The following is a 25070-nucleotide window of genomic DNA, read 5'->3' as shown; positions in this document are numbered from 1 at the left end:
ATAGAGCCAATTGGGGGACGAGAAAGGCGCCGATTCGTCTCATGATTGTGAAGGATTCCCTGAAAGGCTGTTTCTTTTTTTCACTCATGGTGGGTCACCTCACTAAGAAAGAGTGTTCGGAAAAGTCCCTCGGACTGGAGAAGAGCCTCCGTCTTTCCGTCCTGGACGATCTGACCTTGATCCACAACCAGTATCCTCTCAGCTTGTTGGATTTCCGCCCAGTCGTGGGAAACAAAAACCACGGTTTTTCCAACGGTCTCTTCAGCCAGGCCAGCGAGAAGCCGATTGGTGGTGTCAGTGTCCAATTCTGAGGTAATCTCGTCGAAAAGGAAAATTTCTCCACCTTTCAGAAGGGCTCTGGCAATTTCCACCCGACGCTGCTGGCCACCGGAAAGCTCGGAAGCCTTTCGGTTTCCCGTCTCGTCGGAGACAAAATCCACGACGGCGCTACGGAAAGCTTTTTGTAATTGAGCCGGAGTTGCATTTTCCCGACCGTAACTCACGTTTTCGGCGACAGATCTCTGAAAAAGAGGGCCACCCTGCTGGAAAGCGCAACTTAGTTCCTGGCGAACCTCCAATTCCGTATCCGGCCGCTTTCCCGAAACGGTGACTTCTCCTTCATCGGGAACCAGAAGTCCTGCCATCAGCTTGATCAGAGTGGATTTTCCTGAACCGGATCGACCTACCACAGCTACCTTTTCTCCAGACTGGATTTTCAGGGAAACGTTGCGGAGAACAGGCTGATCCCCATAGGAAAGAGAAACATTCTGAAGGGAAATTTCTCCGGTTCTGCCGGGTTTCTCTGGGGTATCCGAAAGAGTTTCCAGAGGAAGGAGGACCAGCTCCAGATAACGTTTGGCAGAAGCTCTGTTGGATCGCCAATCCAGGAAAAGGGTCGGCATCTGACTCATGCCGGAGTCAACGGTGACCAGCAAAACGGTGACCGAAACCAACTCTGCTACGGTGATCTGGCCGACGCCTGTCAGGTATGAGGAAATGACAAACATCACGAAAACCGGCAAGAAAGCGAGGATACTCATGGGAAGGGTCAACAGACTCCGCTTAGCCCAAACGTTTCTGGTTGCGGCGACATAGCCTTTAGTACCATCTTCCAGTTTTTTCTGGGCTTGGGTTTCGTAGTTATAAGAACGGATCAGGCCTATTCGGCTGTAAAGTCCTCGGAACTGCTCTCCTATTTCAGCATTTTTGGCAAAAACCTCGGACATAGCAGTGTCAGCAGACTTGCTTAACCAGAATTGTAAAGCAAAGATGCAAAGCCACATCGCTCCGTATATGGGAGCCAGGTACCACTTGACCAGCGCTAGATAGACCAGACCGACGCCGAAGGTCAGGCCGGAGGACAAGAGACCCACGGAAGATTGATAGAGGAAGTTGGCTGTCCGCTTGCTGTCCTCAGTGGCTCGCTGGTAGAGATCGCCGTCACTGATTTGGGTGAGAAGCTGGTAGTTAGCTCCGGTAATGGTAACGTTGGCTCTTTCGCAGAGATTATTGGTCGCCTTCTGAGTTTGAAGACCAAAAAACCGGGTGTTCGCAAGAGTGAAGAACAACTCGCCCAGAACCGCGACTACCAGTAGAATTAGTTCTCCTGCCGATATGGATTCCTCCTCCTGAATCGCCCCCAATACCCTTCCGATGAGTTGTGCCGAAAGCAGTGCGGCAGATATAACGCCGATTTTCAGCACCACTGTCAGAGTGACCTCCTTCCAACCGATATTGGCACTTTTGCAGATGTTCCTGTACATTGCTCTCCCTCCTATTGTTCAGGTTCAGGTGGCACAAATCCGTATCCTATTAACACTACAGGCCGGTCTAGGTTTCTTAATTTTTATCATCCTTGTTCGCAACATTATGTATCCAATTTATAAGAAAATTCCAGTTGTTTCCCATTTCAAGGGAGTACATATCTGCGGAAAGGAGAGTGTAAAAAAGTTTAGCAAATTCTTCCGAAATCTCGATTCTTCCATGAGCGTTAAATGTTGCAAATAAGAGCTTTTTAGCAATATTCTGGTCAATTTCTTGAATCAAAGTTGTTTCTGTTACGATTGTTGGAAAAATAACACATGACAATTCTGCTTCCATAGCACAGGATGTATTTGTGTATGGATCTATTGTTGTTATGCCGAATGGAAAGTCTTTTACCTCGGGCATAAGAACAGTGTCAGAGTTTTTTCGAACTTGTATTAACAATGGAACAGACTCAACTTGAATAGCTCCATTCGCCTGCTTTTTAAGGAAAACAATATCATCGTTCATTGGAACGAAACCAACAGCCGACATGTTTAAGAGAATGGTGCTTTTTCCACTGTGAGTTTTTCCTGGGAACAAAAATGCTTTTCCTTGTTCCACAATAGCTGCCGCATGTAAAGAATAAAAGCCTTGTTCATGAAAAATAGAACGGACAAAACGCTTAAGAACCTGCCGCGCATGATAGGAAAGCTTTTTTTCATTTCCCGAGATAATATAAGCTTCTTTTTCTTTTTCAATCAACAAGCATCGAGAAGGATAGTAAAGTTCAGTTACAGTACACTCGTTTAACAAAAAATATCGGTTTTTTATATCCGGCAAATAATTTGCGTCGTTCACGGATATAAAGTCATCTTTTTCACACTCAGCATTGGAAATAAGTCCGCTATCATGTTACAATATACATTTCTAGCAAAAAGGGTTCCGTATTTTATAATTGTATCCTTATGGCACCTATGTCTATAGCAACATTCAAAATCTGCACACGAATAACACAACGTCTTTTGAAATCCCTCTCTTGAAGGACTTAACCATCTCATCATTTCTAAAGATTTCCATACTTCCTGAATTCCTTCAGTATGAAGATTGCCGACAATAAGTTCATCACAATATTGAACCTGGTCACAAAACATAACTTTTCCATCAGAACGGACTTTCATTCCGTTAACGCTAGCCATACAAATAGGCCTTCTCAGATAATTTTTAGCATTTATATTCGATTTTTCCTCTGTTAAAATATCTAAATAGCTGAAATTATATTGAATTTGCATTTTGGGATGCGTAATGCGAAATTCTTCAATAACACTATTTAGGCGTTGCACTTGGTCTATGGAGGCCCCAAAATTTCCAACTTTGGTTTCACAACTTTCTCCCCAAAAACTAAAGCTGACATTAAACATTTCTCGCTCATGGAGGAATATTAAAAGATCACCTATTTCATCAGCGTTGTATTTCGTTATAACACACCTAACTGAAAGCGGAATTCCCACATGTAGGGCATTTTCAGCAGTTTGCACCAATTCGGGAAGCACACCTATTGTGCCTACTAAAAAATCCTCTATCTCGCTATTAGCAGAATCAATACTTACTTGCAGAGAAGATAGGCCAGCATCTAACAACTTTTTTGTAAAAGCTTGGCTTAGTTTCATTTTTGTAGATGTTTTTACTGATATCCCAGATAACCTGGCTATATGTATATAGTCAAAAATATAGGGATTGAGCATTGGCTCACCACCTGTAAAAATAAAAGTTTTTGTCCCTAAGTTTTGAGCCTCGTAAGAAATTTCTTTAAATCTTTCAACTGACAAAAAATTGTTAGTTGCATACGATTCATTTTTAGACTGAGAACCAGAAAAGCAGTAAATGCAGTTCCTTGTGCATTTATTTGACAAATAGAAATCAATATACAATGGGTAATCTTTTCGAAATTCAAGATAGTTTTCTGCTATAGTGGAAAGCTCTTCTACCAAATTTGATTCCGCAGAGAAATTCCGCTGTTCAGAAGCGTCTTCTATGAAAAGCTGAAGAGATTCCATTGTATCAATAACCTTCTTTTTAAGTTCCAAGTTATTGTCTCTTGTACATTTTGACATGGTCAAAATGATATTTTCGACATCATTCTTGCCATTACAAAGTAACAATAATAACCCTACAAAACGACCAACTTTAAGCACAGGAAGTTTTTTTGTTTTATCTATAACATAATAACAGTCTTCCCATTTACTAACCGTAAATTCCTTTTTTACTATAGGGTTCTGCATTTAATCACCTCCAATCCATTTTTAAAAAAGGCAGCGCATATTATACGCTGCCCTCATCACATCAATAACTTTGCTGGAAAGAGGTGCAACACGGGGAGCATTGACACAGCACCTCGATGTCATCAAGGTCATTGATAGACAATTCTAATTCTTTTGCTAACGTTTTGAGTTCGTTTAATTCGGCATCTGTAAATTCCATCTGCCATCCCTCCTTTGACCACATTAAATCATAAAACCATATATTTGTCAACAATTTTAATTAAAATTTATAAAAATTATTGTAAGTTTGTCAATGATGTGTTACAAAATGTGAAAAAGAGAGAAGAACCTGTTTGGGAGAACACCAGTTAAGAGGACGTATGGGAAAATCATTGTAATAGCGCTGGTGAACAGCCAATTGCTTTTGGAAATCCTCAAAAGAATAGAATGTGTGGGAAGCAAAAAAGTACTCGTTGTCCTTGCGATGGCTGCGTTCAAGCTTGTCATTGTGCCTCGGAGTAAATGGCCGGATCTTCTTGTGCCTAATGCCGAACTGAGCCAAAGTTTTTCAAATAGGGTTGGGGCTTCTTTTTGCTGTTGCCCATCTCGTTGGTAAACTCAAAGCCATTGTCTGTCTGAACACACTTAATCGCATATAGGGGAACTTTTCTACAACATGCTTGAGAAATTGTGTGGAGGAGTAGGTACTGTGTTCTTTAAAAGCCTTCAAATACCGAAACCGGCTATATTCGTCAATGAATGTGTATTGGTAAAACTTTTCTTCGGCCGCACCTCCTACAAGGCAGGCGGAAGGCACAAATTTCACATCGATCTGCACACGCTGGCCAGGGTATTGCATCTACTCGGATGGCTTGGGGATATACTTGGGATCGGGCAGATTAACAGGCTTACCGTCGATCCGCCCCAGCAGCTTATACAATCCTGAAATGGAGCGCGTATATCCTCGCTGACGCAGTTTGACCCAAAACACAACCAAACCCGCATGCGGGTTTCGGCGGCGCATATTTTTCACGAGTTTGATTTCTTCTTCGGTATACTGGTTTGGATAGTTGTGAGGACGGTGGGAACCATCGGCCAGAGAGCGGACGGTTCCGTCGTACTTTTTTCGCCAACGGTAGATATTTTGGCGGTTGGTTTTGTAGCGGATGGCTGCCGTGGTGACACCGTCTTTGAAAGAATATTCAATTACCACTTGCTTAAACCGCATGTCCTGTGTTATCGTATTCATAGCGAATAGGATTACCTGCTTTTCGGTTTTGTCTCATCAACTCTACCGTATCACAGGTTTTCTCTATTCGCTACTCTTTTTATTCCTCCTTGTAACATATCATTGTCGCACCTGCAGTGCACTAAAAATTATTTTCAAAAATCTTTTACAAAAAACTAATAATTTGATATGTTTAAATACAAAACATATTTTAACAAACTATTTTGGTCTCCATGTGAAGTTCAAAATGGTGGAGGTGGATTTATAATGACAAATTTAGATAAAATTAAATTGTTTTATTTAATGGCTTGTAATAGTAAATTTCAAGCAAAACGGGGCTATCTTACAGATAGAAAAAATGAAATTATCGAAATAAATTATTTGCTTAAAAAGAACCAAATAAAGCCCATTTTAATCAAAGGTGCTTCTTTATTGTATAATTTGTATTCTCAAACACTTGATCAGCGTGGTGCGGGAGACTTAGACATTCTTGTTTCCGCTCTGGACGGACGAAAAGCATATGATACTCTTCTTAAAAATGGATATTCTGTTGGATACGATGATATGAAGCGACGTGAACGATTAGAAATACTGATGGAAGAAGAGTTTCAACATTTTCCAGCACTATATAGTAAATCATTACTTGTTGAAATACATCATAGATTGGATCCACGCTTTATGAAAGAAAAATTAAATGTAGCACGTATTATTGAAACTGCTACTTTGCAAAATGGACCTTTAGGTGAGCAGTGGATTCCTAATATTTATTGTGATTTTATTATTTTATGTCATCATATATATAGGCACGAAGTGTATGAACATATGTATGATGTTATAAGATACATTGATATTTTTAAATATATACTAAGTGGGAAAATAGATTTTAATCTACTTAAGCAAGAGCTCGTACATCACACAATTCAATATTCCATTGCGTACACCCTCTATTGTGCAAACTATCTCTATAAAATCATCTATAAAGAAGAATTAATTTCATCTAAAATATTGGATATATTTTCTCCAAAGAATTTTGAAAAGGAAAAAGACGCTATTCGCTGTAGAGGTTTGTTTGAAGACATTACATACGGTTACTGGAGTGTTCCATATGAGGATCGTTTCTTTTTATGTAGAGCCGAAATAATGCAGCATGTGTCTGTAGCAGTATATTTCTATCTTCATGAAAAAAAGTGGAGCGATCTTTTTGAAAAATATAAAATTCAACCTCTGTCTAGAAACAGTGGTGATTGGTATATATAATATGCACGCAATAAACAAGCTCCCAGCCTGCCTTATGAAAACAACCTGCTTGTAAAGCTCCAGGAAGTGGGTTCTTTATCCCCGTTTCACATCCCATGCCTTTTGATACAGTACCGCAATCTTCTTAGGCCCTCAAGTTGGATGTGCCGTCCGCAGTTTAATTAACCCGTATCACCATATCCTCATCCAGCTTAGACGGGCTGTTCTCCGGCGTTCTGCTTCGGTCACAAATCCCTGCATATCCATATTCGAAAAACCGGTTTTTCCACTTGTGGCCGGTTTTCTCCGATATTCCGTATTTTTCACAGAGGCCCTTAAAGCTTGTCTGCTTTTCCTGCCAGATATTCCTGTATGAATTCTTTTCTCTGTTCCACTGCTGTGCTCTCCTTCCAACTCAAACAGAAGACCTCCTTCTCAGTTGTTCTTCTGTCCATTTTATTCCTTTAACTTACCTATGTCCTGAATCTTTTTACGTACCTTTCTCATGATACTATACAGCCGCAAAAACCTCTCCAGCGGCCTGCCGGAGAGATTCTAAAAAGGGCGCACTTCCCCCCTTGTATTTTGAGGGCTTGAAATTGGCCCGTTTTGGGGATTCGTCAATCTATCTATGAAACTGCCGGAAACTTCTACACTTCCGACAACGGGAAAAAAGGGTGGTAAACGCAAAAAAGCGGAGCTCCCAGCCTGAAAAATCAGGTGAAAACTCCGCTTATGCTCATAAAAAGTCTTTGTTTTGCTGTTTTTTGGAAAAGGCATCTATGGAAAATCACTTTGGATTTTGCGCTCTAAAAAGCCCGCAAACCCGCATGAATACTGACAAAAATGGGGTAGACATCTAAAGTGTCTACCCCAGATGGTGGAGGAGGATGGATTCGAACCATCGAAGCAAGAAGCAACAGATTTACAGTCTGCCCCCTTTGGCCACTCGGGAACTCCTCCGAATATGTACCGGAACAACCATGCTGGTCTTGTCCGGCTTTCAGCATTGCTCTTGGAGCTGGTGAACGGACTTGAACCCCTGACCTGCTGATTACAAATCAGCTGCTCTACCAACTGAGCTACACCAGCATGTACAACCATTGACCGGTAATCAACGGTGCCAGAATACTATAGCATTTTCTGCACCGTATGTCAAGGGAAAATTGAAAAAAATACAAATACTTACCCGCTCAAATAATTTTTACCGCGCCAACGCGCTTACCCAAAAATGGATTTACCGCCCGCAGCACCGGGCCTATAAACCTTCCCGGCCGTATGGCGGCTGGCGTACTGCGAGGGCGTCATGCCATAGCAGCGCTTGAAAGCGCGGTAGAAGGTGCGGGCGCTCTCAAAGCCCACCCCCATGGCGATTTCCACCATGGATACCTCGTGACGGGCCAGCGCTTCAGCCGCGGCCTTACAGCGCAGGGTATTGACGTATTCCGAAATTCCGCTGCCGAAATATTCATGAAACAGGTGGGAGAACCGGCTTTTGCTATAGCCGAAGGTCTGCGCCAGCGCATCCAGTGTCAGGTCGCCTTGGTAGTGCGCCTGCAGATAGGTCAGAATGTCCTTCGCCAGCGAGGTATTCTGATTCTCCGACACATCCTGAACGCCGCTTTCCTCCAGCATCAGCCCAAACAATACATAGACGTAGCCCTTAATGGTATTTAAGCGCCGGATAGATTCCTCTTCCCCCTCCAGTGTCAAGCGGTTGAGGGCCTCCAGGCAGTGGCGCATCTCCCCGCCCGAACGGTCCTTGCAGCAGCAATTGGCGAAGGTCTTTTTTGAGAGGAAGGATTTGTAAGAGGGGATGGCCTCAGTCGGAATAGTAAGCACATAGGCATAAGAGTAGGCCTCTGTCTGGTAATAATGCACGGTATAGCTCGGTGAAATTAAAAATTCACCCTCCCCCACCAGGGCCGGACGGCCGTTCAACGCCGCCCGAATCTGCCCCTTCAGCACATAAAGCACCTCTATGCTGCTGTGGAAATGCGGTTCACACGCATCATTCTCGGTTTTCCAGCAGGCGGGCAGCCGGTGGTTATCTCTTGTATATTCATAGGTTCCCTGCACCGAAAAGCCCTCCTTAGGAAAAATGGCAAGTTTTTCTGTGAAAGTCAGCAACTTTTGTCACCAAGTGGCTAGAAACTGACAAGACAAACAGCTTTGCTTTTATTATAATCTCTGTAGAAGAAAAGCTCAAGAATGAAATTTTCCTTGAGCTGTTTTTAACAATAAAACACTTCTGGGAAGGAGTCCTTTTACTATGGAAAAAAAGGAAATCCGCGTAACCGTTTGGAATGAATTTATTCATGAAAAGCAGGTTCCCGAAATCGCGGAAATCTATCCGGACGGCATCCACGGCTACATTGCGGGCTTTCTTGAAAAAGCCGGCATGAAAACGCGGCTGGCCTCGCTGGAAATGCCCGAGCACGGCCTGACCGAGGAGGTGCTCGGCAGCACCGACGTCCTTGTCTGGTGGGGCCATATGGCGCACGAAAAGGTCGGCGATGAGGTCGTACAGCGGGTTTATGAGCATGTGCAGAACGGCATGGGCCTGATTTTGCTGCATTCCTCCCACGCCTCCAAAATTTTCTCCAAGCTGTGCGGCACCACCACTCTGAATCTGAAATGGCGTGAATCCGGAGACAAGGAAATCCTCTGGGTTGTGGAGCCGGGCCATCCCATCGTCCAGGGCCTGGGCGAATCCATCATACTGGAGCATGAAGAAACCTACGGCGAGCGCTTTGATATTCCCAAGCCCGACGACCTGGTCTTTATCAGCTGGTTTTCCGGCGGCGAGGTTTTCCGCAGCGGCTGCTGCTACAACCGCGGGCGCGGGCATATCTTCTATTTTCAGCCGGGCCACGAAACCTTCCCCACCTACCACAATCCGGACATTCAAAAGGTCATCTGCAATGCGGTCCGCTGGGCGGCGCCCGTGGACGGCCCGGTCCCCAAGCAGGGTATGTGCGCGTCCATTCTGTAAGCGCAGCCGCCTGCCCTCTCATTTCAGGCAATAAACGGCCGGGCCTACAACAGGCTCTGCCAAACATTATAAAATTGAAGGAGCGATATACTGTGAGTGATAAGATTAAAGTAGGCATCATCGGATGCGGCGGCATTGCCAACGGCAAGCACCTGCCGGCCCTGTCCCACCAGAAAAGCCGTGTGGACATCATCGCTTTCTGCGACCTGATTTTAGAACGCGCCGAAAAGGCCGCCAAGGAGTACGGCACGCCGGACGCCAAGGTCTATACCGACTACAAGGAGCTTTTGAAGGACGAGCGCATCGATGTCGTCCATGTGCTGACCCCGAACGTCGCGCACTGCGAGCTGACGGTCGCCGCTTTGGAGGCCGGCAAGCACGTCATGTGTGAAAAGCCCATGGCCGCCACCCCCGCCGACGCAAAGAAGATGCTCGACGCCCAGAAGAAGAGCGGCAAGCTGCTGACCATTGGTTACCAAAACCGGTACCGCCAGGACAGCCAGGTCCTGAAAAAGATGTGTGAGGCCGGCGACCTGGGCGACATCTACTACGCACGCGCGCAGGCTATCCGCCGCCGCGGCGTCCCCACCTGGGGCGTGTTCCCGAACAAAGCGCTGCAGGGCGGCGGGCCGCTGATCGACATCGGCACCCACTCGCTGGACCTGACCCTGTGGATGATGAACAACTACGAGCCCAAAAGCGTCATGGGCGCAAGCTTTGAGAAGCTTGGCCGCCTCCTCAAGCCCGGCGAGCAGGGCAACGGCTTCTCCACGTGGGACAATGAGGACTACCAGGTTGAGGACTCCGCCTTCGGCTTCGTCACCATGAAAAACGGCGCCGTCATTACCATTGACGCCTCCTGGGCGCTGAACACGCTGGACCAGGGCGAGGCCATTACCATGCTGTGCGGCACCAAGGCGGGCGCGGACATGAAGGACGGCCTGCGCATCAACCATATTGTCTACGACAAGCAAACGGTCACCAAGCCCGAGACCGCAACCCCGCAGGGTGTGGCATTCTTCGAGGGCGCGGAGGTCATGTCCGCGGAGGACTTCGAATGCAACACTTGGCTCGATGCCGTCCAGGGCAAGGGCGAGCTGATTGTAAAGCCCGAACAGGCCTTTGTCGTCACTCAGATTCTCGATGCGATCTACGAGTCCGCCCGCACCGGCAAGGCCGTCTACTTCGACTGAGGCCGCGCCGCGCATAACCACTGAGCTACCAGCCTGGGCGCCGTTCTGTACCGGTTCCTGTGGAAGCGGCCAGGCGGCGCCGGCTTATATAAAGCTAAAAAGGAGTGTGTCCCAATGAAGTTGGGTGTTTTAACCGTTCTTTTGGGCGACCTGTCCCTCGATGAAACCCTGCGCTACCTCAAAAGCCTGGGCGTTCAACAGGTTGAAATCGGCTGCGGCGGTACCCCGGGCACCGCGCACGCGGACGCCGTGCAATTTATGGAGCATCCCGAGTTGATCGACCAGTTCATGGAAACCATCAATAAATACGGCCTGGACATCGCGGCGCTGGCCTGCCACGGCAACCCCGTCCACCCCAACAAAGAGATTGCCAACGCTTACCACGAGCAATTTGAGGCCGCAATCTGCCTGGCGGAAAAAATCGGTGTCAAAACCATTGTCGGCTTCTCCGGCTGCCCGGGCGACTGCGAAAATTCCCAGTACCCAAACTGGTCCATCGCCAGCTGGCCGCCGGATTTCCAGAAGATCCGCGACTGGCAGTGGAACGAGAAGCTCATTCCCTATTGGAAAAAGGAAGCCAAATTTGCGCAGGAGCACGGCGTAAACCAGATTGCCTTTGAGCTCCACCCCGGCTTCTGCGTCTACAACCCCTCCACGCTGCTTCGCCTGCGCGAGGCCGTCGGCCCCGTCATCGGCGCGAACCTCGACCCCTCCCACCTCTTCTGGCAGGGCATCGACATCATCGCCGCCATCCGGGCCCTCAAGGGCGCCATCTACCACTTCCATGCCAAGGACACCGCCATCGACCCCTACAACACGGCGGTCAACGGCGTCCTGGACACCCCTTCCTTCGACCGCATCGACGAGCGCCCGTGGGTTTTCCGCACCGTGGGTTACGGCCACGGCGAGGACACCTGGCGCGCTATTTTCAGCGAGCTGCGCAAGGCGGGCTATGACGGCGTCATCTCCATTGAACATGAGGACGGCCTGATGAGCACCCGCGAGGGGCTGGAAAAGGCCATCGAGGTGCTCAAGCGCACCATCATCTTTGAGTCCCGCGAGAGCGGCATGTACTGGGCTTAAGCCCCGGTCAGCCGCTATTCCATTCTAAACAGACAGCAGAGGGAATAATGCTATGTATGAAATTGCAGTAATCGGCTACGGCGGAATGGGCAGCTACCACACGGAGCAGCTGCTTACGCTCCCGGAGGAATTTCACCTGGCCGGTATATACGACATCAACCCAGCGCGCATTGAGGCCGCACGCAGCAAGGGCATCCGCGGCTTCGACACGCTGGAGGAGCTGCTCGCCGAGCCCTCCGTCCGCACGGTCATCATCGCCGTGCCCAACAACTTTCATAAAGAGCTCTCCATCAAGGCGCTGCGCGCCGGAAAAAACGTCATCTGCGAAAAGCCGGTGATGATGTGCGCCGCAGAGCTGGAGGAGGTCATCGCCGTCTCCAAGGAGGCCGGCCGCCAGTTCACCGTGCACCAAAACCGCCGCTGGGACCGCGACTTCCTTATTGTTAAAAAGGCCATTGAAGACGGCACGCTGGGCAAGCCCTTCTATATTGAGTCCCGCGTACAGGGCAGCAAGGGCATTCCGGGCGACTGGCGCTGTGTCAAGGAGGCCGGCGGCGGCATGCTGCTGGACTGGGGCGTACACCTGATTGACCAGATCATGTGGCTGGTCAAAAGCCCGGTCAAGGAGGTTTACGCGCACCTGCTCTCCGTTAAATTTCCCGAGGTGGACGACAACTTCAAGCTGCTGCTCCGCTTTGAAAACGGGCTGTCGGCGCTGGTGGAGGTCGACACCTATACCTTTATCAACCTGCCGCGCTGGCATGTCTCCGGCGATGCCGGCACCCTGCAGATTGACAGCTTCGGCTGCGAGGGCAAAATTGTGCGCGCCAAGACCAGCGAGATGCACTGGGAGGCCGGCATTGTCTACACGGTAGCGGGCCCAACCCGCACCATGGCCCCCCGTCCCCAGGAGACGATTGAGGAGATCGCCCTGCCGGAGGTCCAGACGGACGCCCGCGACTACTACCGCAACTTCCGCGATGCGGACCTCGGCAAAGCAGAGCTGATCGTCAAACCCGAGGAGGCTCTGCGCGTCATGCGCGTCATCGATGCTGTGTTTGAGTCCGCACGGACGCACACCTGTATCTCGGTCGACATCTAACTCCGGGCGCCCCGCCGTTCTATGGCTTTCGCGGTGCCTGAAAACAAATGAAAAGCAGGGAGGAATTTCACCATGAAAATTGCGCTGCAGCTTTACTCCGTACGGGATTGCATTCAATCCGGAGAAGATATGCGAGCGGTCATGAAAAAGATCAAGGCGATGGGCTATGAGGGCGTTGAGTTCGCCGGCTATGCCGGGCTTTCGCCGCAGGAGGTCAAAGCCGCTCTGGATGAGGCCGGCCTGGTTGCCGTCTCCTCCCATGAAGGGGTAGACCGCCTGGAAGCGAGCCTCGACGAAATTATGGCCTACACGCTGGCGGACGGCGCCAAAATCATCGCCTGTTCCTATTCACCCACCGCCACGGAGGAGGACATGGCCCGCCTGGAACGCGTGATGAAGGCCGCCAGGGCCGCCGCGGAGCCGCACGGCATCACCCTGGCCTACCACAACCACTCCCACGAGTTTGAGCCGTTGCCGGACGGCGTGCGGCCCATCGACCGCATCGCGGGCTTCTGCAAGCTGGAGCCCGACACCTATTGGGTCTATAACAGCAGGGTTGACCCCTATCAATACCTCAAAGACCATGCCCAGGACGTAGCGCTTGTCCACCTGAAGGACGGCGACGAAAACGGCAATCCCTGCGCTATTGGCGAGGGAAAGAACGACATTCTCGGCATTCTCCGCGCTTCCGCTGAAATCGGCGTGGAATGGGTGGTCGTTGAGAACGACGACCCCACCCCCGACGGCCTCTCCGACGTCCAGCGCAGCATCGAGTGGATTCATCACAACTATAAGGGCTGAGTCGGCCCATACGATCCTGCAAAAAATGCACAGTGCGCCTTCTTGGCACTGTGCATTTTTATTGTGAAGAAAAAGAGGCCGGCCCCATGCGGAAGCAAGTAAACGCGCCCCGGCAGCCCGCCCTTTACCGCCCGGCCCGTGTGCTTGGCCCTGACAGGCCTTTGTTTAAAAGCGGCGGGCAATAGCACGCCCCCGCCCCTGCTTTCATATATAAAGCTCAAACGGGTTCAAGCCGAGCTCCCGGCAGAGCTGCATCACCGTGTCAAAGGAAGCGCCGCCGATTCCCCTTGCCAAAAGCGTCATCACCGTGCTGTAGGGCACGCCCGCATGCAGAGAAAACTGCCGGACACTGGCATAACGGTCCAAAATCAGGCTGCGCAGCCGCTCTTCACGTGTCATCCCCATTTTCAACCACCATCACCTGCGGCCCCTTTTCTCTCAACTGTCCGGCCTGTTCCTCATCGCAGTCCCAGTCGGTAATAATGGTGCTGAAGTCCTCTGTTTCACAGACCTTGATCATGGAATCCGCGCCAATTTTTGTACCCGGCATCAGCAGGATCCGCCGGCGGCTGTTTTTCATTACCGCCCGCTGGAACGCCGCCGTTTCATCCGTGTTATTCGTCAGGCCGAACTCGGCGGTCAGGCCGGCGCCCGTTATAAAACAGAGGTCAAAATGAAAGCGCCCGACAAACGCGGTAGCCAGGCTGTCCACCACCGATCCGCTCTGCCGCATCTTTCCCCCGATGCTATACACGTCGACGCCGTCCCAGGCGCGCAGCTCCTTCGCCAGGTCAACACTGTTGACAACCAGCGTATAGTGGACGCCGCGCGGTAAAAGAGAGAGCAAAATAAACCCAAAGGAACCGCTGGTAAGGTAGATGACATCGTTCTCCTGTACCAGCTTCACCGCTTGCCGGGCAATCCGGCGGTAGTTCTCAAAAACCGGCATAGCGCTGTAATCCCGGTCGCGCGGCGGAATCATGTTAATCTGCCCCAGGCGGATCGCTCCGCCGTGCGTGCGCTTGCACAAGCCCTTCTGCTCCAGCATGCGCAGGTCCCTGCGGGCGGACTCGTCCGAGATATGGTACTTCTCCACGATTTCAGCAATAAGTATCTTGCCGCTCCTAGCGATAGCTTCCGCAATTTCCTGCTGCCGTTCCTCCATAAACATTGCGATAACCTCCTTTAAAAATACTGCTACCGAATTTGACAGCAGTATAATAACACACATTCAGAAGTAATTCAATATAATCAGTAATCGAATTTGCGTTGATTTATGTGATGTGCCCATCCTATCTAAAAAGGACGCTTTCCCCACAGCCGGGAAAAGCGTCCTTTTGGTTTGTCTATTTGAACAGAGGAACAAGCCCCTTGCAATTTATCCGATCCCCTGAAATACAATACCAAGGACAAAAACCGCCGCGGTCAGCCCGCAAAACACATATTTTGTCATTGGCTCCAGCCAGCGGCCAATGGGGCGCTTCCGGCCCTTTTGCAGTTCCGCGCGGGCAAATTTTGAACCGAATACCCAGTAAAACAGAATACCCGCCATTCCTGCACCCAGGGGGCAGATGTAAATGGAAACCGCGTCCATCCACTCGCCGACAATTGCCTGGATGCACAGGCTTATTACTGTGCCGATGCCCAGAATGGCCAATACCGCCTGTGCGCGCGTAAGCCCGAGCCGCTCCTGCAGGGTGGCGATTGGCGCTTCAAACAGATTTATGAGCGAGGTGATGCCGGCAAAGAACACCGCGATAAAGAAAACTGCTGCCAGCACCGCGCCGCCGGGAATGCCCTTGAACAGATTTGGCAGATGAATAAACAGCAGGCCGGGGCCGCCGTCAAACAGATTGACGCCCGCGGTCGCCATGGCGGGGATGATAACCAGCGCCGCCAGCATCGCCGCCATGGTGTCGAAGAGCGCGACCTTCCATGCCGAGCCGATGATGTCCTCATCGTCCTTCAGATAGGACCCGTAGATTAATGTGCCGTTGCCCGCCAGGGAGAGCGAGAAAAAGGCCTGCCCTAGGGCGTAAACCCAGGTCATAGGGTTGGCAATGTTTTCATCCACGGTAAACATATACCGGTAGCCCGCCGCCGCGCCCGGCTGAAAGGCCATGTACACCGCCAGCCCGGCAAACATCAGAAAAAACAGCGGCATCATAATCTTGTTGACCTTCTCAATCCCGGCCCCGATGCCGGCAATCAAAATGACCGCCACCAGCACCAGGCCGGCTACCTGCCAAAAATTGTTCCCAAAGCTGGAGGCCATCTGCCCAAACTGCGCGGAGAAGCCGTCCACATCCGCCGGCGCCAGCGTCTCGCCGGTAAAGGCCCCTACGGTGTACTTTAATATCCAGCCCATTACAACAGCATAACCAATTGCCAGCGCCAGCGAACCCAGAACCGGCACGGCGCCCAGCACCCTGCCGGCCCTGCCGCTGCCCCCGCGGGATTCCAGCGCTTTTTGAAACGCCCCCACCGGGCCGGAACGCGTCACCCGCCCAAAAGCCATTTCACCGATTACGCCCGAAAAACCGATGATGGCGACAAACAGAAAATAGGGGATGAGAAAAGACCCGCCGCCATATTTTGACACCCGGCTGGGGAACATCCAAATGTTGCCCATGCCCACCGCGGAGCCAATACAGGCCAGAACATACCCCCAATGCGAGGCAAACCCGTCCCGCCGCCTTATCCCGTCCGCCGCAGCCTGCTGCTTGTTCATAAAATCCATCCTTCCCCAACGGAGCCTGCGGCCCCTTGTCAATAAGATTTTAATAGTTTTATATGCTTTTGTCAATTCGCCCGCCGCAGCGGACAAACGGCTTTTCCCGGCACAATCCTGTCCTCCGGCTTCTTCCGCATAAAACATTTGCTTTTATCCGATACTAAAATTTACCCCGCCCGCCGCGCCATTTTGACGCCTTTTGCCGTTCCTCCCGCGTCACCCGGCGCCGCCGTCCAGCGCCGCTGTCCAGCGCCGCCGCCTCGCCCTTTCAAGGCCATTCCGGGCGGACAGGCCGGTTTGTCCAGGCTTTTTTGCCAAATCATACAAAAGCAAACTTCAATATTTGTATATTATTCAAGACTTATTTTGATTGAAAATAATTGATTTTGACTGATTTATGTGGTATATTAAAATCAATCCAAGAAAATCAATCAAATTCCAGCAAATCATTGCAAGGTATGGTGAATGTCTTATGTTAGCGGAGGAAAGGTTCGGCATCATTTTAGAGCTGCTGGAAAAGCAGCAGACCGTCAGTATTTCTCAGCTCTGTGAAAAGCTGGGCATCTCCGAGGCAACGGCGCGCCGGGACCTGACGGCGCTTGACCGGCAGGGAAGGCTTACCAAGGTACACGGCGGAGCCGTCGCCCTGCGGGAGACGGTGCAGTCCGGGTCCGACGAGCCGGATTTTGTCACAAAATCCAAGCTGCACATCGACGAGAAGGAGCGCATAGCCCGCTATGCTGCCGCGCAGGTCAACGACGACGATTTTGTCTTTCTGGATGCTGGAACCACCGTCATCCGCATGGTAGAGCACCTGACAAAATCCCGGGCGGCCTTTGTCACCACCGGCATCACCTGCGCCCGCCGCCTGGTAGAAATGGGGCTGCGCGCCTACGTGGTGGGCGGGCTGCTCAAGCCCGGCACCGAGGCCATTGTCGGCGGCGTCGCCCTGGAGGGCCTGCAGGGCTACCACTTTACCAAGGCCTTTTTGGGGGCCAACGGCGTCACAGTCAAGGAAGGCGTTACCACCCCCGACACCGAGGAGGCCCGCATCAAGGCCAAGGCCGTGGAACAGGCTTACATGACCTATGTGCTGGCAGACTCCAGCAAATTCGGCAAGGCCGCCGCGGTGACCATTTGCCCGATGAACAAGGTCTGCATCATCACCAGCCGCCTGCCGGACGAAGCCTACCGCCAGCACGCCGTCATCAAAGAAGTGGAGGCCGGCTCTAAAAGCGAAAAAACAAGCCGCCCCGCAAAACCCAACCTATAAATAAAAAGCATCGGGAGGGATGAACACAATGATTTACACCGTCACCTTTAACCCGGCTATCGACTATGTGGTGCACATGTCCTCCTTCGAGGCCGGAAGCGTCAACCGCACAACGGAGGAGCAGCTCCAATTCGGCGGCAAGGGCATCAATGTCTCCATGGTCCTGCGCAATTTAGGCGTCGAAAATATCGCGCTGGGCTTTTTGGCGGGCTTTACCGGCCGGGCCGTCGCACAGGGACTCGCACAGGCCGGCGTGCGGATGGATTTTATCGAGCTGCCCGCCGGGCTCACCCGCATCAATGTAAAAATCAAGGCCGGGCGCGAGACCGAGATCAACGGCCAGGGGCCCGACATTCCGGCGCAGGCTCTGAACGGGCTTTTTGAAAAGCTCTCCCGCCTGCGGCAGGGCGATTACCTGGTTCTGGCAGGCAGCATCCCGGCCTCGCTCCCGGATGATATTTACGAGCAGATTCTGGCGCGGCTCGACGGGCACGGCGTGCAGGTTGCCGTCGATGCCGAGCGTGACCTGCTCTGCAACGTGCTCGCCTACCGCCCGTTTCTCATTAAGCCCAACCATCTTGAGCTCGGCGCCATTCTCGGCCGGGAGCTCCGGACCGACGAAGAGATCAGGCAGGGTGCCGCGGTTCTTCAGCAGCGCGGCGCGCGCAACGTCCTGGTTTCCATGGCGGCGAAGGGGGCTATCCTACTGGATGAAACCGGGCGTTACCATAAAATTTTTGCCCCCGAGGGAACGGTAAAAAATTCCGTCGGCGCGGGGGACTCCATGGTCGCCGGTTTTCTGGCCGGCTGGCTGGAAAAGCGCGACTATGCCCATGCGCTGAAAATGGGCGCCGCCACTGGCAGCGCCACCGCCTTTTCGGACGGCCTCGCCACCAAAGGCGCGGTAATGAAGCTCTTTCAGAATCTGCCCTGAACGGCACGGAATAAAAAGGAACAACCTACACAGAGAAAGGAGCATCCACCATGCGAATTGTTGACCTGTTGAGCAAGGAAAAAATTCTTCTTCACACCAGTGCGGCGGATAAAAATGCGGCAATTGACCTGATGGTCGGGCTACAGGAAAAGGGCGGCGCCCTGACGGACAAAGAGGCCTATAAGCAGGCGATTCTGGCGCGCGAGGCACAGAGCAGCACCGCCATAGAGGCCGGCATTGCCGTACCGCACGCCAAAGCCGGTTGCGTGCGCGAGCCCAGCCTTGCCGCCGTCACCCTTGACCGCGGCGTGGACTACGGCGCCATGGACGGCCAGCCCTCCGACCTATTCTTTATGATTGCCGCCCCGATGGACGGAAATGTACATTTGGAAATTCTCTCTCACCTGATGGTGCTGCTGATGGACCCCGCCTTCTCCGCTGAGCTGCGCGCAGCCGGGGATGCCGATGCCTTCCTCGCGGTAATTGACCGTTATGAGCAGGCCAAATACGGCGCGCAGGAGGCCGCCGCACCGGCAGAGCCCGTCAAAGAAAGCCTGCCCGCTGAAAAGAGCGGCTACCGCATCCTTGCCGTTACCGCCTGCCCTACCGGTATTGCACACACCTATATGGCGGCGGAGGCCCTGGAAAAGGCGGGCCAGAAGCTCGGCCTGCCCCTCAAGGCCGAAACCAATGGCAGCGGCGGCGCAAAAAATGTGCTTACGCCTGAGGAGATCGAAGCGGCGGACGGCATTATCATTGCGGCGGATAAAAATGTGGAAACTGCCCGCTTTTCCGGGAAAAGGGTCCTCTTTGTCCCCGTATCCGACGGTATTCACAAGCCCGAGGCGCTGATTCAGCGCATTGAAAGCGGGAATGTCCCCGTTTATAAGCATGAAGGCGCAGCCGAGAGCAGCGCCGCCACAAAGAACGAGTCCGCCGGACGCCAGATTTACAAGCACCTGATGAACGGCGTCTCCCACATGCTGCCGTTTGTAATCGGCGGCGGCATCCTGATTGCGCTGGCCTTCCTGTTTGACGATGCTGCCATCAACCCCGCCAACTTCGGCATGAACACCCCTGTCGCCGCTTTCTTCAAGACGGTTGGCAACGCGGCCTTCAGCTTTATGCTGCCCATCCTGGCGGGCTACATCGCTTACAGCATTGCGGACCGTCCCGGCCTGGCTGTCGGCTTTGTCGGCGGCTATCTCGCCAGCGTCGGCACCTCCTTCTGGACCATCTCAACCGGCAGCGCCCCCATCCCCGCGGGCTTCCTGGGCGCGCTGCTCGCCGGTTTTGCCGGCGGCTACTTCATGCTCGGCCTGCGCAAGGCCTGCGACAAGCTCCCCCGCAGCCTGGAGGGCATCAAGCCCATCCTGATTTATCCGCTCATCGGCGTCCTCTTCATGGGTGCGTTCATGTGCCTGGTCAACCCGGTCATGAGCCTGATCAACACCGGGCTGACCTCCTTCCTCAACTCGCTCGGCGAATCCAGCCGTATCCTCCTGGGCGCCGTCATGGCAGCAATGATGAGCATCGACATGGGCGGGCCGTTTAACAAGGCCGCCTATGTAACCGGCACCGGCGCTATTGCTACTGCCGCCGCGGCGGGCGCTGCTTCCAATGACATTGCCTACCAGATGATGGCAGCCGTTATGGTCGGCGGCATGGTCCCGCCAATTGCGATTGCCCTGGCCACCACCTTCTTTAAGAAAAAGTTCACCCCGGATGAGCGCAAATCCGGCATTGTCAACTACATCATGGGCCTCTGCTTCATCACCGAAGGCGCCATCCCGTTCGCCGCATCCGACCCGCTGCGCGTTATTCCCTCCTGCGCGGTAGGCTCGGCTGTAGCCGGCGCGTTGAGCATGCTGTTCCAGTGCACCCTCCCGGCCCCGCACGGCGGCATCTTTGTCTTCCCCGTCATCGGCAATGTGTTCGGCTATGTTGTGGCTCTGGTAGCCGGCTCCATTATCGGTATGCTGCTGCTTGCGCTGCTGCGGAAAAACCGCACCCCCGAACAGCTCTCAAAATAAATCCCCGCTGAAAAATAAAATTCATCTGTTTGATAAAGGAGAGAATTGATTATGACTTCCAAAAAAACAACCATCGTCAACCCCATGGGCATGCACATGCGCCCCGCGCAGCTCTTTATTCAGACCGTAACGCCGTTCAACTGTGACGTAACCCTCCTGGCCAACGGCAAGGAGATCAACGGCAAAAGCATTATGAACCTGATGGCAGCCTGCATTAAGCAGGGCGCCGAGGTGGAGGTCCGCTGCGACGGGCCCGACGAGGAGAAGGCGCTCAAGGCTATTATTGAACTGATTGACTCCGGCCTGGGCGAATAAGGGCAGTCAAACGGGCGCGCACCCGATAAGCGGCGCGCACCCGATAAACCGACAGCTGAAAGGGGAGCGTGTGATGACACTACACGGTATTGGCGCCTCGTCCGGAATCGGAATCGGCCGCGCCGTCTGTATTCAAGAGCAGGACCTCGACTACTCCGCGGTTGTTTCCGCCGGCAAGGAAAAGGAAAAGGCACGGCTGCAAAAAGCCATTGAGGCCTTTCAGGCCCGCACACAATCCATGGCGGACGACATTAAGGCCCGCGTGGGCGAAAAGGAATCCGAAATTCTCACCGGCCAGATCATGATGCTTAACGACCCGTTCATGCTGTCCCAAATGAACGACAGCATCGATGCCGGTAACTGTGCGGAGGCCGCGGTAGACGCCGTTTGCAGCCTTTATGCCGACATGTTCGCCGGCGTTGACGACGAGCTTATGCGCCAGCGCGCCACCGACGTGCGCGACATCCGCACCCGCATGCTGGGCATTCTGCTGGGCAGAACGGGCACCGATGTCTCCGCGCTGCCGCCGGGAACCGTCCTGGTGGCGCATGACCTCACCCCCAGCATGACCGTGGGCCTGAAAAAGGAGAACATCGCCGGTATTCTGACCGGGACGGGTGGAAAGACCAGCCATTCGGCTATTTTGGCCCGTGCGCTAGAGCTGCCCGCCGTGCTGAGCGTGGACCTGGGCCGGGTGCGGGACGGAGACCGCGTTATTTTGGACGGAGACAGCGGCGAGGCCATCCTCTCCCCCGACGAACGGACCCTGGAGGCTTACCGGGCAAAGCGGACGGAGCAGCTGAAGCAGCGCGAGCTGCTCGAAGCTTACCGGGGCAAGCCCACTGTCGATGCCGACGGGAACGCCTACCAGCTCTATGCCAACATCGGCTCCCTGGCGGACGCCGAAGCCGCGGCAGCCTCCAGCGCGGAGGGAATCGGCCTTTTCCGCACTGAATTTTTGTTCATGGACCGCCCTGCACTCCCCAGTGAGGAGGAACAGTATGAAGTATACCGCCAGGTTTCTTCCCTCATGCAGGGCAAGGAGGTCATCATCCGCACCCTCGACATCGGCGGGGATAAAGACATCGCTTACCTGTCCATGGACAAGGAGGAGAACCCCTTCCTCGGGCACCGCGCCATCCGTTACTGCCTGGACCGCCCGGATCTGTTCCGGGTTCAGCTGAGGGCCCTGCTGCGGGCCGGCGCGCAGCACCGCAATATCAAGGTCATGCTCCCGCTTGTTACCAGCGTGGATGAGGTCCGCGCCGCCAAGGTCCTGCTTTCAGAATGCAAGGCGGAGCTGGAGGCCGAGGGAAAGGCCTACGACGGGCAAATCGCCCTCGGTGTAATGATGGAAACACCGGCCGCAGCGCTGACAGCCGACCTGTTCGCCCAAGAGGCCGACTTTTTCAGCATAGGCACCAACGACCTCACTCAGTACGTCCTTGCAGTGGACCGCGGCAACGCCAAGGTGGAAAAGCTCTACACACCGCTTCACCCGGCTGTCCTGCGCAGCATTCAAAATATCATCACCGCCGCAAAGACGGCCGGGATCCCCGTGGGCATGTGCGGCGAGGCCGCCGCAGACCCCTGCCTGATTCCGCTCCTGCTCTCCTTTGGACTGGATGAATTCAGCGTAAGCCCTTCCGCCGTATTGGCAACCAGACGCCATATTTCCACCTGGCATAAGGAGGCCGCGGGCCATGTGGCCGCAGAGGCGATGAGCCTCTCCGGGTCCGCCGGAATCGGCGGCTATCTGAAAGCTGCCAGCTCAGGCCACTGAACACGGGCCGGGACAAACCAGCAAACCAGCAGCCCAGCAGAGGCCTGCGCGTTGCTCCCGGCGCCGCTATATGGCCGCCGCCCGATCTATTCTTCCCTTCTCAGGCTCGGGTGGGCGCCGGGCAGGCGAATGTGTTCCGTGTACCCAAATTGGCCTTAGCGCCGCAGCGGTACCAGTGCGTACCCGGTAAAAAGCGCCGGCCCTGTTAAAAAAACAGGACCGGCGCTTTTCCAGCTTTACACCATACGGCCTACGCCTTACCGCGTTTACGAACGGGCACGTAAATATCCATTTGTGCCGTCTCTCCGTGGTCGCGCTCATCATAATATTCGTAGCCCTCCCGGGCCTCGTCATATTCATAGCCCGATTGGGGAAGCCAGCTGCCGAGAACCTGCCCCCAGGTGTCGTGTATGGACTGTACATACTGGTCCTCCGCGACCCTCGGTGTTGTAAAGACCGCATATAGGCCGCCTTGTATGCGGCGGCGGTAGGTTCCCGGGCGCTGCGGGACGGCGGCATCCGCCCCGTCAACCCCGACACCAAGCATGTACGTAAAGCACGCCTGCCGCTCGTCCAGGTCAAAACAGACCGCGACCTCGCAGTGGCGCGACTGCCGGTAGGTGTCGTGCAGCGTGGTAAGCGCCGCCCCGTATTCCAGATTGATCTTCTCCCAGTAGCCCGGGATGTCGGAAATGTTCCCTACGCCCGGCAGCCGGTGGCGCGATGCGTAGCCGACGATGTCGAAGGGCTGGATCTCCTTGATTTGAACCTGCATATTCATTGCCTCCTGTTTTAATCTCACACTGTAAACCGCCGCCCTTTCCGGCGGGCATGCCGGGACATGCAGGCAGTACAGCGAGGGCGGGGAGCCGAAGGCCCTTTTAAAGGCCCTGGTAAACCCCGCGTGGGTCTCAAACCCATACTCCACCGCAACCTCCAGGATCCGCCTGCCCTTTGACAGCTCATACAGCGCGTGCTCCAGCTTGCGCCGGGTAATATAGCTCACGACCGGCGTTCCGGTCACCCGCATAAACACTCTGCGGAAGTGATGGGTGGAATAATGGGCGGCGCGCGCCAAATCCTCCACATAAATATCCCCCTTAATCCTCCGGTCAATTTCCTCCAGGGCCGATTGGACAACCGCCTCGTACTCCATTTTCTATTCCCCCTTCCGCCCGGCAATCTGCCCGGTAATCCATAGTCTACCATAAGAAAATCTCGCCCGCTTATCCGGTTTAGCCATCCTGAGCGGCGGGCAGCCTTCGCATTTTCCAGAAAGGCCGGTTTATTTCCCGTTATACCGCCGCCTAAACGCAAACCGGCACGCACAACCCCGCACAGCCAGACGTGGTGAAAAAACGCGCCCTCCCCCGCAAGCAGCCGGGAAAGGCGCGTTCCATTCAGGCCTGTAAAAGGCCCGGCATTAGTCCTGTGTGTTATTTTTCTTGTTTTTCAGCTGATTCTCACGGATGTCCGAGAGCAGCTGTACCATCTCCCCAAGCGCATAGAGCACCACGCCCGCAACCGCGCAGACAACGACCGTGCCGGTAACGGCGGCGGAGGAAAGCTCCATCTCCGTGCCGCTCTGCACACTGGCGCTGAAAGTATAAATCACGCTGGAAACGCTGTAGAGAATGCCGCCGATTACGGTAACAACCCCCACCAGCTTTGCCGCGAGCGCCGCGTTATTGCGCGGCAGAGCCTCCTCCGTTTTGGCGCGGCGGCGGGTAATGCTCGGGCTGCTGAAGTCGAGGAAGAGCGAGATCAGCAGCGCGCCCGCTACCGTGATGATGGTTTCCGGCAGCATATAGGAGCCGTTGTAGACAACCGAGTACAGCCAGGCGGGCATCCCCTCCGGCGCCCACACCCCCCAAATGAACAGTCCGGTGATAAAATGGCAGCAAAAGCGCAGCACACAAGCCACCACGCTGCCTGCCGCCAAGGCCAGGCCCTGGTTTTTGATTTTGCCGCGGAACAAGCCGCCGAAGCCCAGCACACCGAAGGCCACCAGGTAATCAAACAAAATAATACATGCCACAGCCCAGAAACTGGTGCCGTATTGCAGGTTCTTCATTCCAAGCAGCATCTGGAACAATCCGCTGACAAACCCGGTAAAGAACCCCCATTTCATGCCGTAGCGGTAAGCGATGATCGCCACCGGCAGCATACTGAACGCGGTAATGGACCCACCCATGGGCATATCCATCACCTTAACCTCGCTGAGCACCGTGGCGAAAGCGATCATAATCGCGCTCTCCGTGATGCGCAGAACATTGCTGCGCTTTTGCGCAGCCTTTGCAGCTTGCGTAGCCATAAAAAACCTCCGTCAATTCAATTTGAACCGCAAACCCATCTT

General features: G+C 53.3%; 24 protein-coding genes and 2 tRNA genes. 11 read left to right on the top strand and 15 right to left on the bottom strand.

The window, feature by feature from the left end:
* Nucleotides 1–80: 80 nt before the first annotated feature.
* The 6 genes from DPQ25_RS05205 to DPQ25_RS15020 form a co-directional block, all read right to left on the bottom strand.
* Nucleotides 81–1763: an ABC transporter ATP-binding protein gene (locus tag DPQ25_RS05205; protein WP_112332126.1), complete on the bottom strand. Its 1683-nt coding sequence runs from the start codon at nucleotides 1761–1763 to the stop codon at nucleotides 81–83.
* Between the two features lie 76 nt (nucleotides 1764–1839).
* Nucleotides 1840–2604 (bottom strand): hypothetical protein, encoded by a 765-nt coding sequence (locus DPQ25_RS05200; RefSeq protein WP_112332125.1) that lies wholly within the window; start codon nucleotides 2602–2604, stop codon nucleotides 1840–1842.
* On the bottom strand, nucleotides 2601–4025 hold the full coding sequence (locus tag DPQ25_RS05195; RefSeq protein ID WP_112332124.1) for a radical SAM protein: 1425 nt from the start codon (nucleotides 4023–4025) through the stop codon (nucleotides 2601–2603). Before DPQ25_RS05195 ends, DPQ25_RS05200 begins: the two co-directional genes overlap by 4 nt.
* Nucleotides 4026–4086: 61 nt before the next feature.
* A complete protein-coding gene (locus tag DPQ25_RS14620) occupies nucleotides 4087–4224 on the bottom strand; it encodes a hypothetical protein (protein WP_177576855.1) in 138 nt (45 codons plus the stop codon).
* A 90-nt stretch (nucleotides 4225–4314) separates the two neighbouring features.
* Entirely contained in the window at nucleotides 4315–4566 is a 252-nt protein-coding gene (locus DPQ25_RS15025) for an integrase core domain-containing protein (RefSeq protein ID WP_242978235.1), read from the bottom strand.
* A gap of 297 nt (nucleotides 4567–4863) precedes the next feature.
* Nucleotides 4864–5253: a hypothetical protein gene (locus tag DPQ25_RS15020; RefSeq protein WP_242978234.1), complete on the bottom strand. Its 390-nt coding sequence runs from the start codon at nucleotides 5251–5253 to the stop codon at nucleotides 4864–4866.
* A 246-nt stretch (nucleotides 5254–5499) separates the two neighbouring features.
* Here DPQ25_RS15020 and DPQ25_RS05185 point away from each other — a divergent pair, with 246 nt between their 5' ends.
* Nucleotides 5500–6489: a nucleotidyltransferase family protein gene (locus DPQ25_RS05185; RefSeq protein WP_177576854.1), complete on the top strand. Its 990-nt coding sequence runs from the start codon at nucleotides 5500–5502 to the stop codon at nucleotides 6487–6489.
* Between the two features lie 157 nt (nucleotides 6490–6646).
* Here DPQ25_RS05185 and DPQ25_RS15300 read toward each other — a convergent pair whose 3' ends face one another.
* From DPQ25_RS15300 to DPQ25_RS05160, 4 genes are all read right to left on the bottom strand, one after another.
* On the bottom strand, nucleotides 6647–6832 hold the full coding sequence (locus tag DPQ25_RS15300; RefSeq protein WP_112332342.1) for a leucine zipper domain-containing protein: 186 nt from the start codon (nucleotides 6830–6832) through the stop codon (nucleotides 6647–6649).
* A 514-nt stretch (nucleotides 6833–7346) separates the two neighbouring features.
* Nucleotides 7347–7431, bottom strand: a tRNA-Tyr gene (locus tag DPQ25_RS05170).
* Between the two features lie 53 nt (nucleotides 7432–7484).
* A tRNA-Thr gene (locus DPQ25_RS05165) sits at nucleotides 7485–7560 on the bottom strand.
* A 129-nt stretch (nucleotides 7561–7689) separates the two neighbouring features.
* Entirely contained in the window at nucleotides 7690–8547 is an 858-nt protein-coding gene (locus DPQ25_RS05160; RefSeq protein ID WP_177576853.1) for an AraC family transcriptional regulator, read from the bottom strand.
* A 193-nt stretch (nucleotides 8548–8740) separates the two neighbouring features.
* On the opposite strand from DPQ25_RS05160, the gene DPQ25_RS05155 reads away from it, so the two are divergent.
* The 5 genes from DPQ25_RS05155 (at nucleotide 8741) to DPQ25_RS05135 (ending at nucleotide 13642) form a co-directional block, all read left to right on the top strand.
* Nucleotides 8741–9463, top strand: coding sequence for a ThuA domain-containing protein (locus DPQ25_RS05155; protein WP_112332120.1), 723 nt, complete (start codon nucleotides 8741–8743; stop codon nucleotides 9461–9463).
* Nucleotides 9464–9555: 92 nt separating this feature from the next.
* Nucleotides 9556–10656: a Gfo/Idh/MocA family protein gene (locus tag DPQ25_RS05150; RefSeq protein ID WP_112332119.1), complete on the top strand. Its 1101-nt coding sequence runs from the start codon at nucleotides 9556–9558 to the stop codon at nucleotides 10654–10656.
* A gap of 114 nt (nucleotides 10657–10770) precedes the next feature.
* Nucleotides 10771–11739, top strand: a complete 969-nt coding sequence (locus DPQ25_RS05145) for a sugar phosphate isomerase/epimerase family protein (RefSeq protein ID WP_112332118.1) — start codon at nucleotides 10771–10773, stop codon at nucleotides 11737–11739.
* Between the two features lie 52 nt (nucleotides 11740–11791).
* Nucleotides 11792–12841 carry a Gfo/Idh/MocA family protein gene (locus tag DPQ25_RS05140; RefSeq protein WP_112332117.1) on the top strand — a complete coding sequence of 350 codons (1050 nt, stop codon included), beginning with the start codon at nucleotides 11792–11794 and terminating at the stop codon, nucleotides 12839–12841.
* Between the two features lie 72 nt (nucleotides 12842–12913).
* Nucleotides 12914–13642, top strand: coding sequence for a sugar phosphate isomerase/epimerase family protein (locus DPQ25_RS05135; RefSeq protein WP_112332116.1), 729 nt, complete (start codon nucleotides 12914–12916; stop codon nucleotides 13640–13642).
* A gap of 204 nt (nucleotides 13643–13846) precedes the next feature.
* On the opposite strand, the gene DPQ25_RS05130 is transcribed toward DPQ25_RS05135, so the two are convergent.
* From DPQ25_RS05130 to DPQ25_RS05120, 3 genes are all read right to left on the bottom strand, one after another.
* A complete protein-coding gene (locus tag DPQ25_RS05130; protein WP_112332115.1) occupies nucleotides 13847–14047 on the bottom strand; it encodes a helix-turn-helix domain-containing protein in 201 nt (66 codons plus the stop codon).
* Complete coding sequence (locus DPQ25_RS05125; protein WP_177576852.1) at nucleotides 14031–14813, bottom strand: DeoR/GlpR family DNA-binding transcription regulator; 783 nt, start codon at nucleotides 14811–14813, stop codon at nucleotides 14031–14033. The genes DPQ25_RS05130 and DPQ25_RS05125 overlap by 17 nt, the downstream gene beginning before the upstream one ends.
* A gap of 207 nt (nucleotides 14814–15020) precedes the next feature.
* Complete coding sequence (locus DPQ25_RS05120) at nucleotides 15021–16373, bottom strand: sodium-dependent transporter (RefSeq protein WP_112332341.1); 1353 nt, start codon at nucleotides 16371–16373, stop codon at nucleotides 15021–15023.
* Nucleotides 16374–16848: 475 nt separating this feature from the next.
* Here DPQ25_RS05120 and DPQ25_RS05115 point away from each other — a divergent pair, with 475 nt between their 5' ends.
* The 5 genes from DPQ25_RS05115 to ptsP all read left to right on the top strand — a co-directional run bounded on the left by DPQ25_RS05115 (nucleotide 16849) and on the right by ptsP (nucleotide 22714).
* A complete protein-coding gene (locus tag DPQ25_RS05115; RefSeq protein WP_112332113.1) occupies nucleotides 16849–17649 on the top strand; it encodes a DeoR/GlpR family DNA-binding transcription regulator in 801 nt (266 codons plus the stop codon).
* Between the two features lie 28 nt (nucleotides 17650–17677).
* Complete coding sequence (gene pfkB, locus DPQ25_RS05110; protein WP_112332112.1) at nucleotides 17678–18583, top strand: 1-phosphofructokinase; 906 nt, start codon at nucleotides 17678–17680, stop codon at nucleotides 18581–18583.
* A gap of 50 nt (nucleotides 18584–18633) precedes the next feature.
* Nucleotides 18634–20616, top strand: coding sequence for a PTS fructose transporter subunit IIABC (locus DPQ25_RS05105; protein ID WP_112332111.1), 1983 nt, complete (start codon nucleotides 18634–18636; stop codon nucleotides 20614–20616).
* Between the two features lie 51 nt (nucleotides 20617–20667).
* Nucleotides 20668–20931, top strand: coding sequence for an HPr family phosphocarrier protein (locus DPQ25_RS05100; RefSeq protein WP_112332110.1), 264 nt, complete (start codon nucleotides 20668–20670; stop codon nucleotides 20929–20931).
* Between the two features lie 73 nt (nucleotides 20932–21004).
* Complete coding sequence (gene ptsP, locus DPQ25_RS05095; protein WP_112332109.1) at nucleotides 21005–22714, top strand: phosphoenolpyruvate--protein phosphotransferase; 1710 nt, start codon at nucleotides 21005–21007, stop codon at nucleotides 22712–22714.
* 250 nt (nucleotides 22715–22964) lie between these two features.
* Here the strand turns inward: ptsP and DPQ25_RS05090 are convergent, their stop codons facing one another.
* On the bottom strand, nucleotides 22965–23870 hold the full coding sequence (locus DPQ25_RS05090; RefSeq protein WP_112332108.1) for an AraC family transcriptional regulator: 906 nt from the start codon (nucleotides 23868–23870) through the stop codon (nucleotides 22965–22967).
* 267 nt (nucleotides 23871–24137) lie between these two features.
* Complete coding sequence (gene thiT / locus DPQ25_RS05085) at nucleotides 24138–25028, bottom strand: energy-coupled thiamine transporter ThiT (RefSeq protein WP_112332107.1); 891 nt, start codon at nucleotides 25026–25028, stop codon at nucleotides 24138–24140.
* Nucleotides 25029–25070 lie beyond the last annotated feature (42 nt).

It is taken from the genome of Hydrogeniiclostridium mannosilyticum (genome assembly GCF_003268275.1).
Classification (GTDB): Bacteria; Bacillota; Clostridia; order Oscillospirales; family Acutalibacteraceae; genus Hydrogeniiclostridium; species Hydrogeniiclostridium mannosilyticum.
This window is presented reverse-complemented; position numbering and strand designations above follow the sequence as displayed.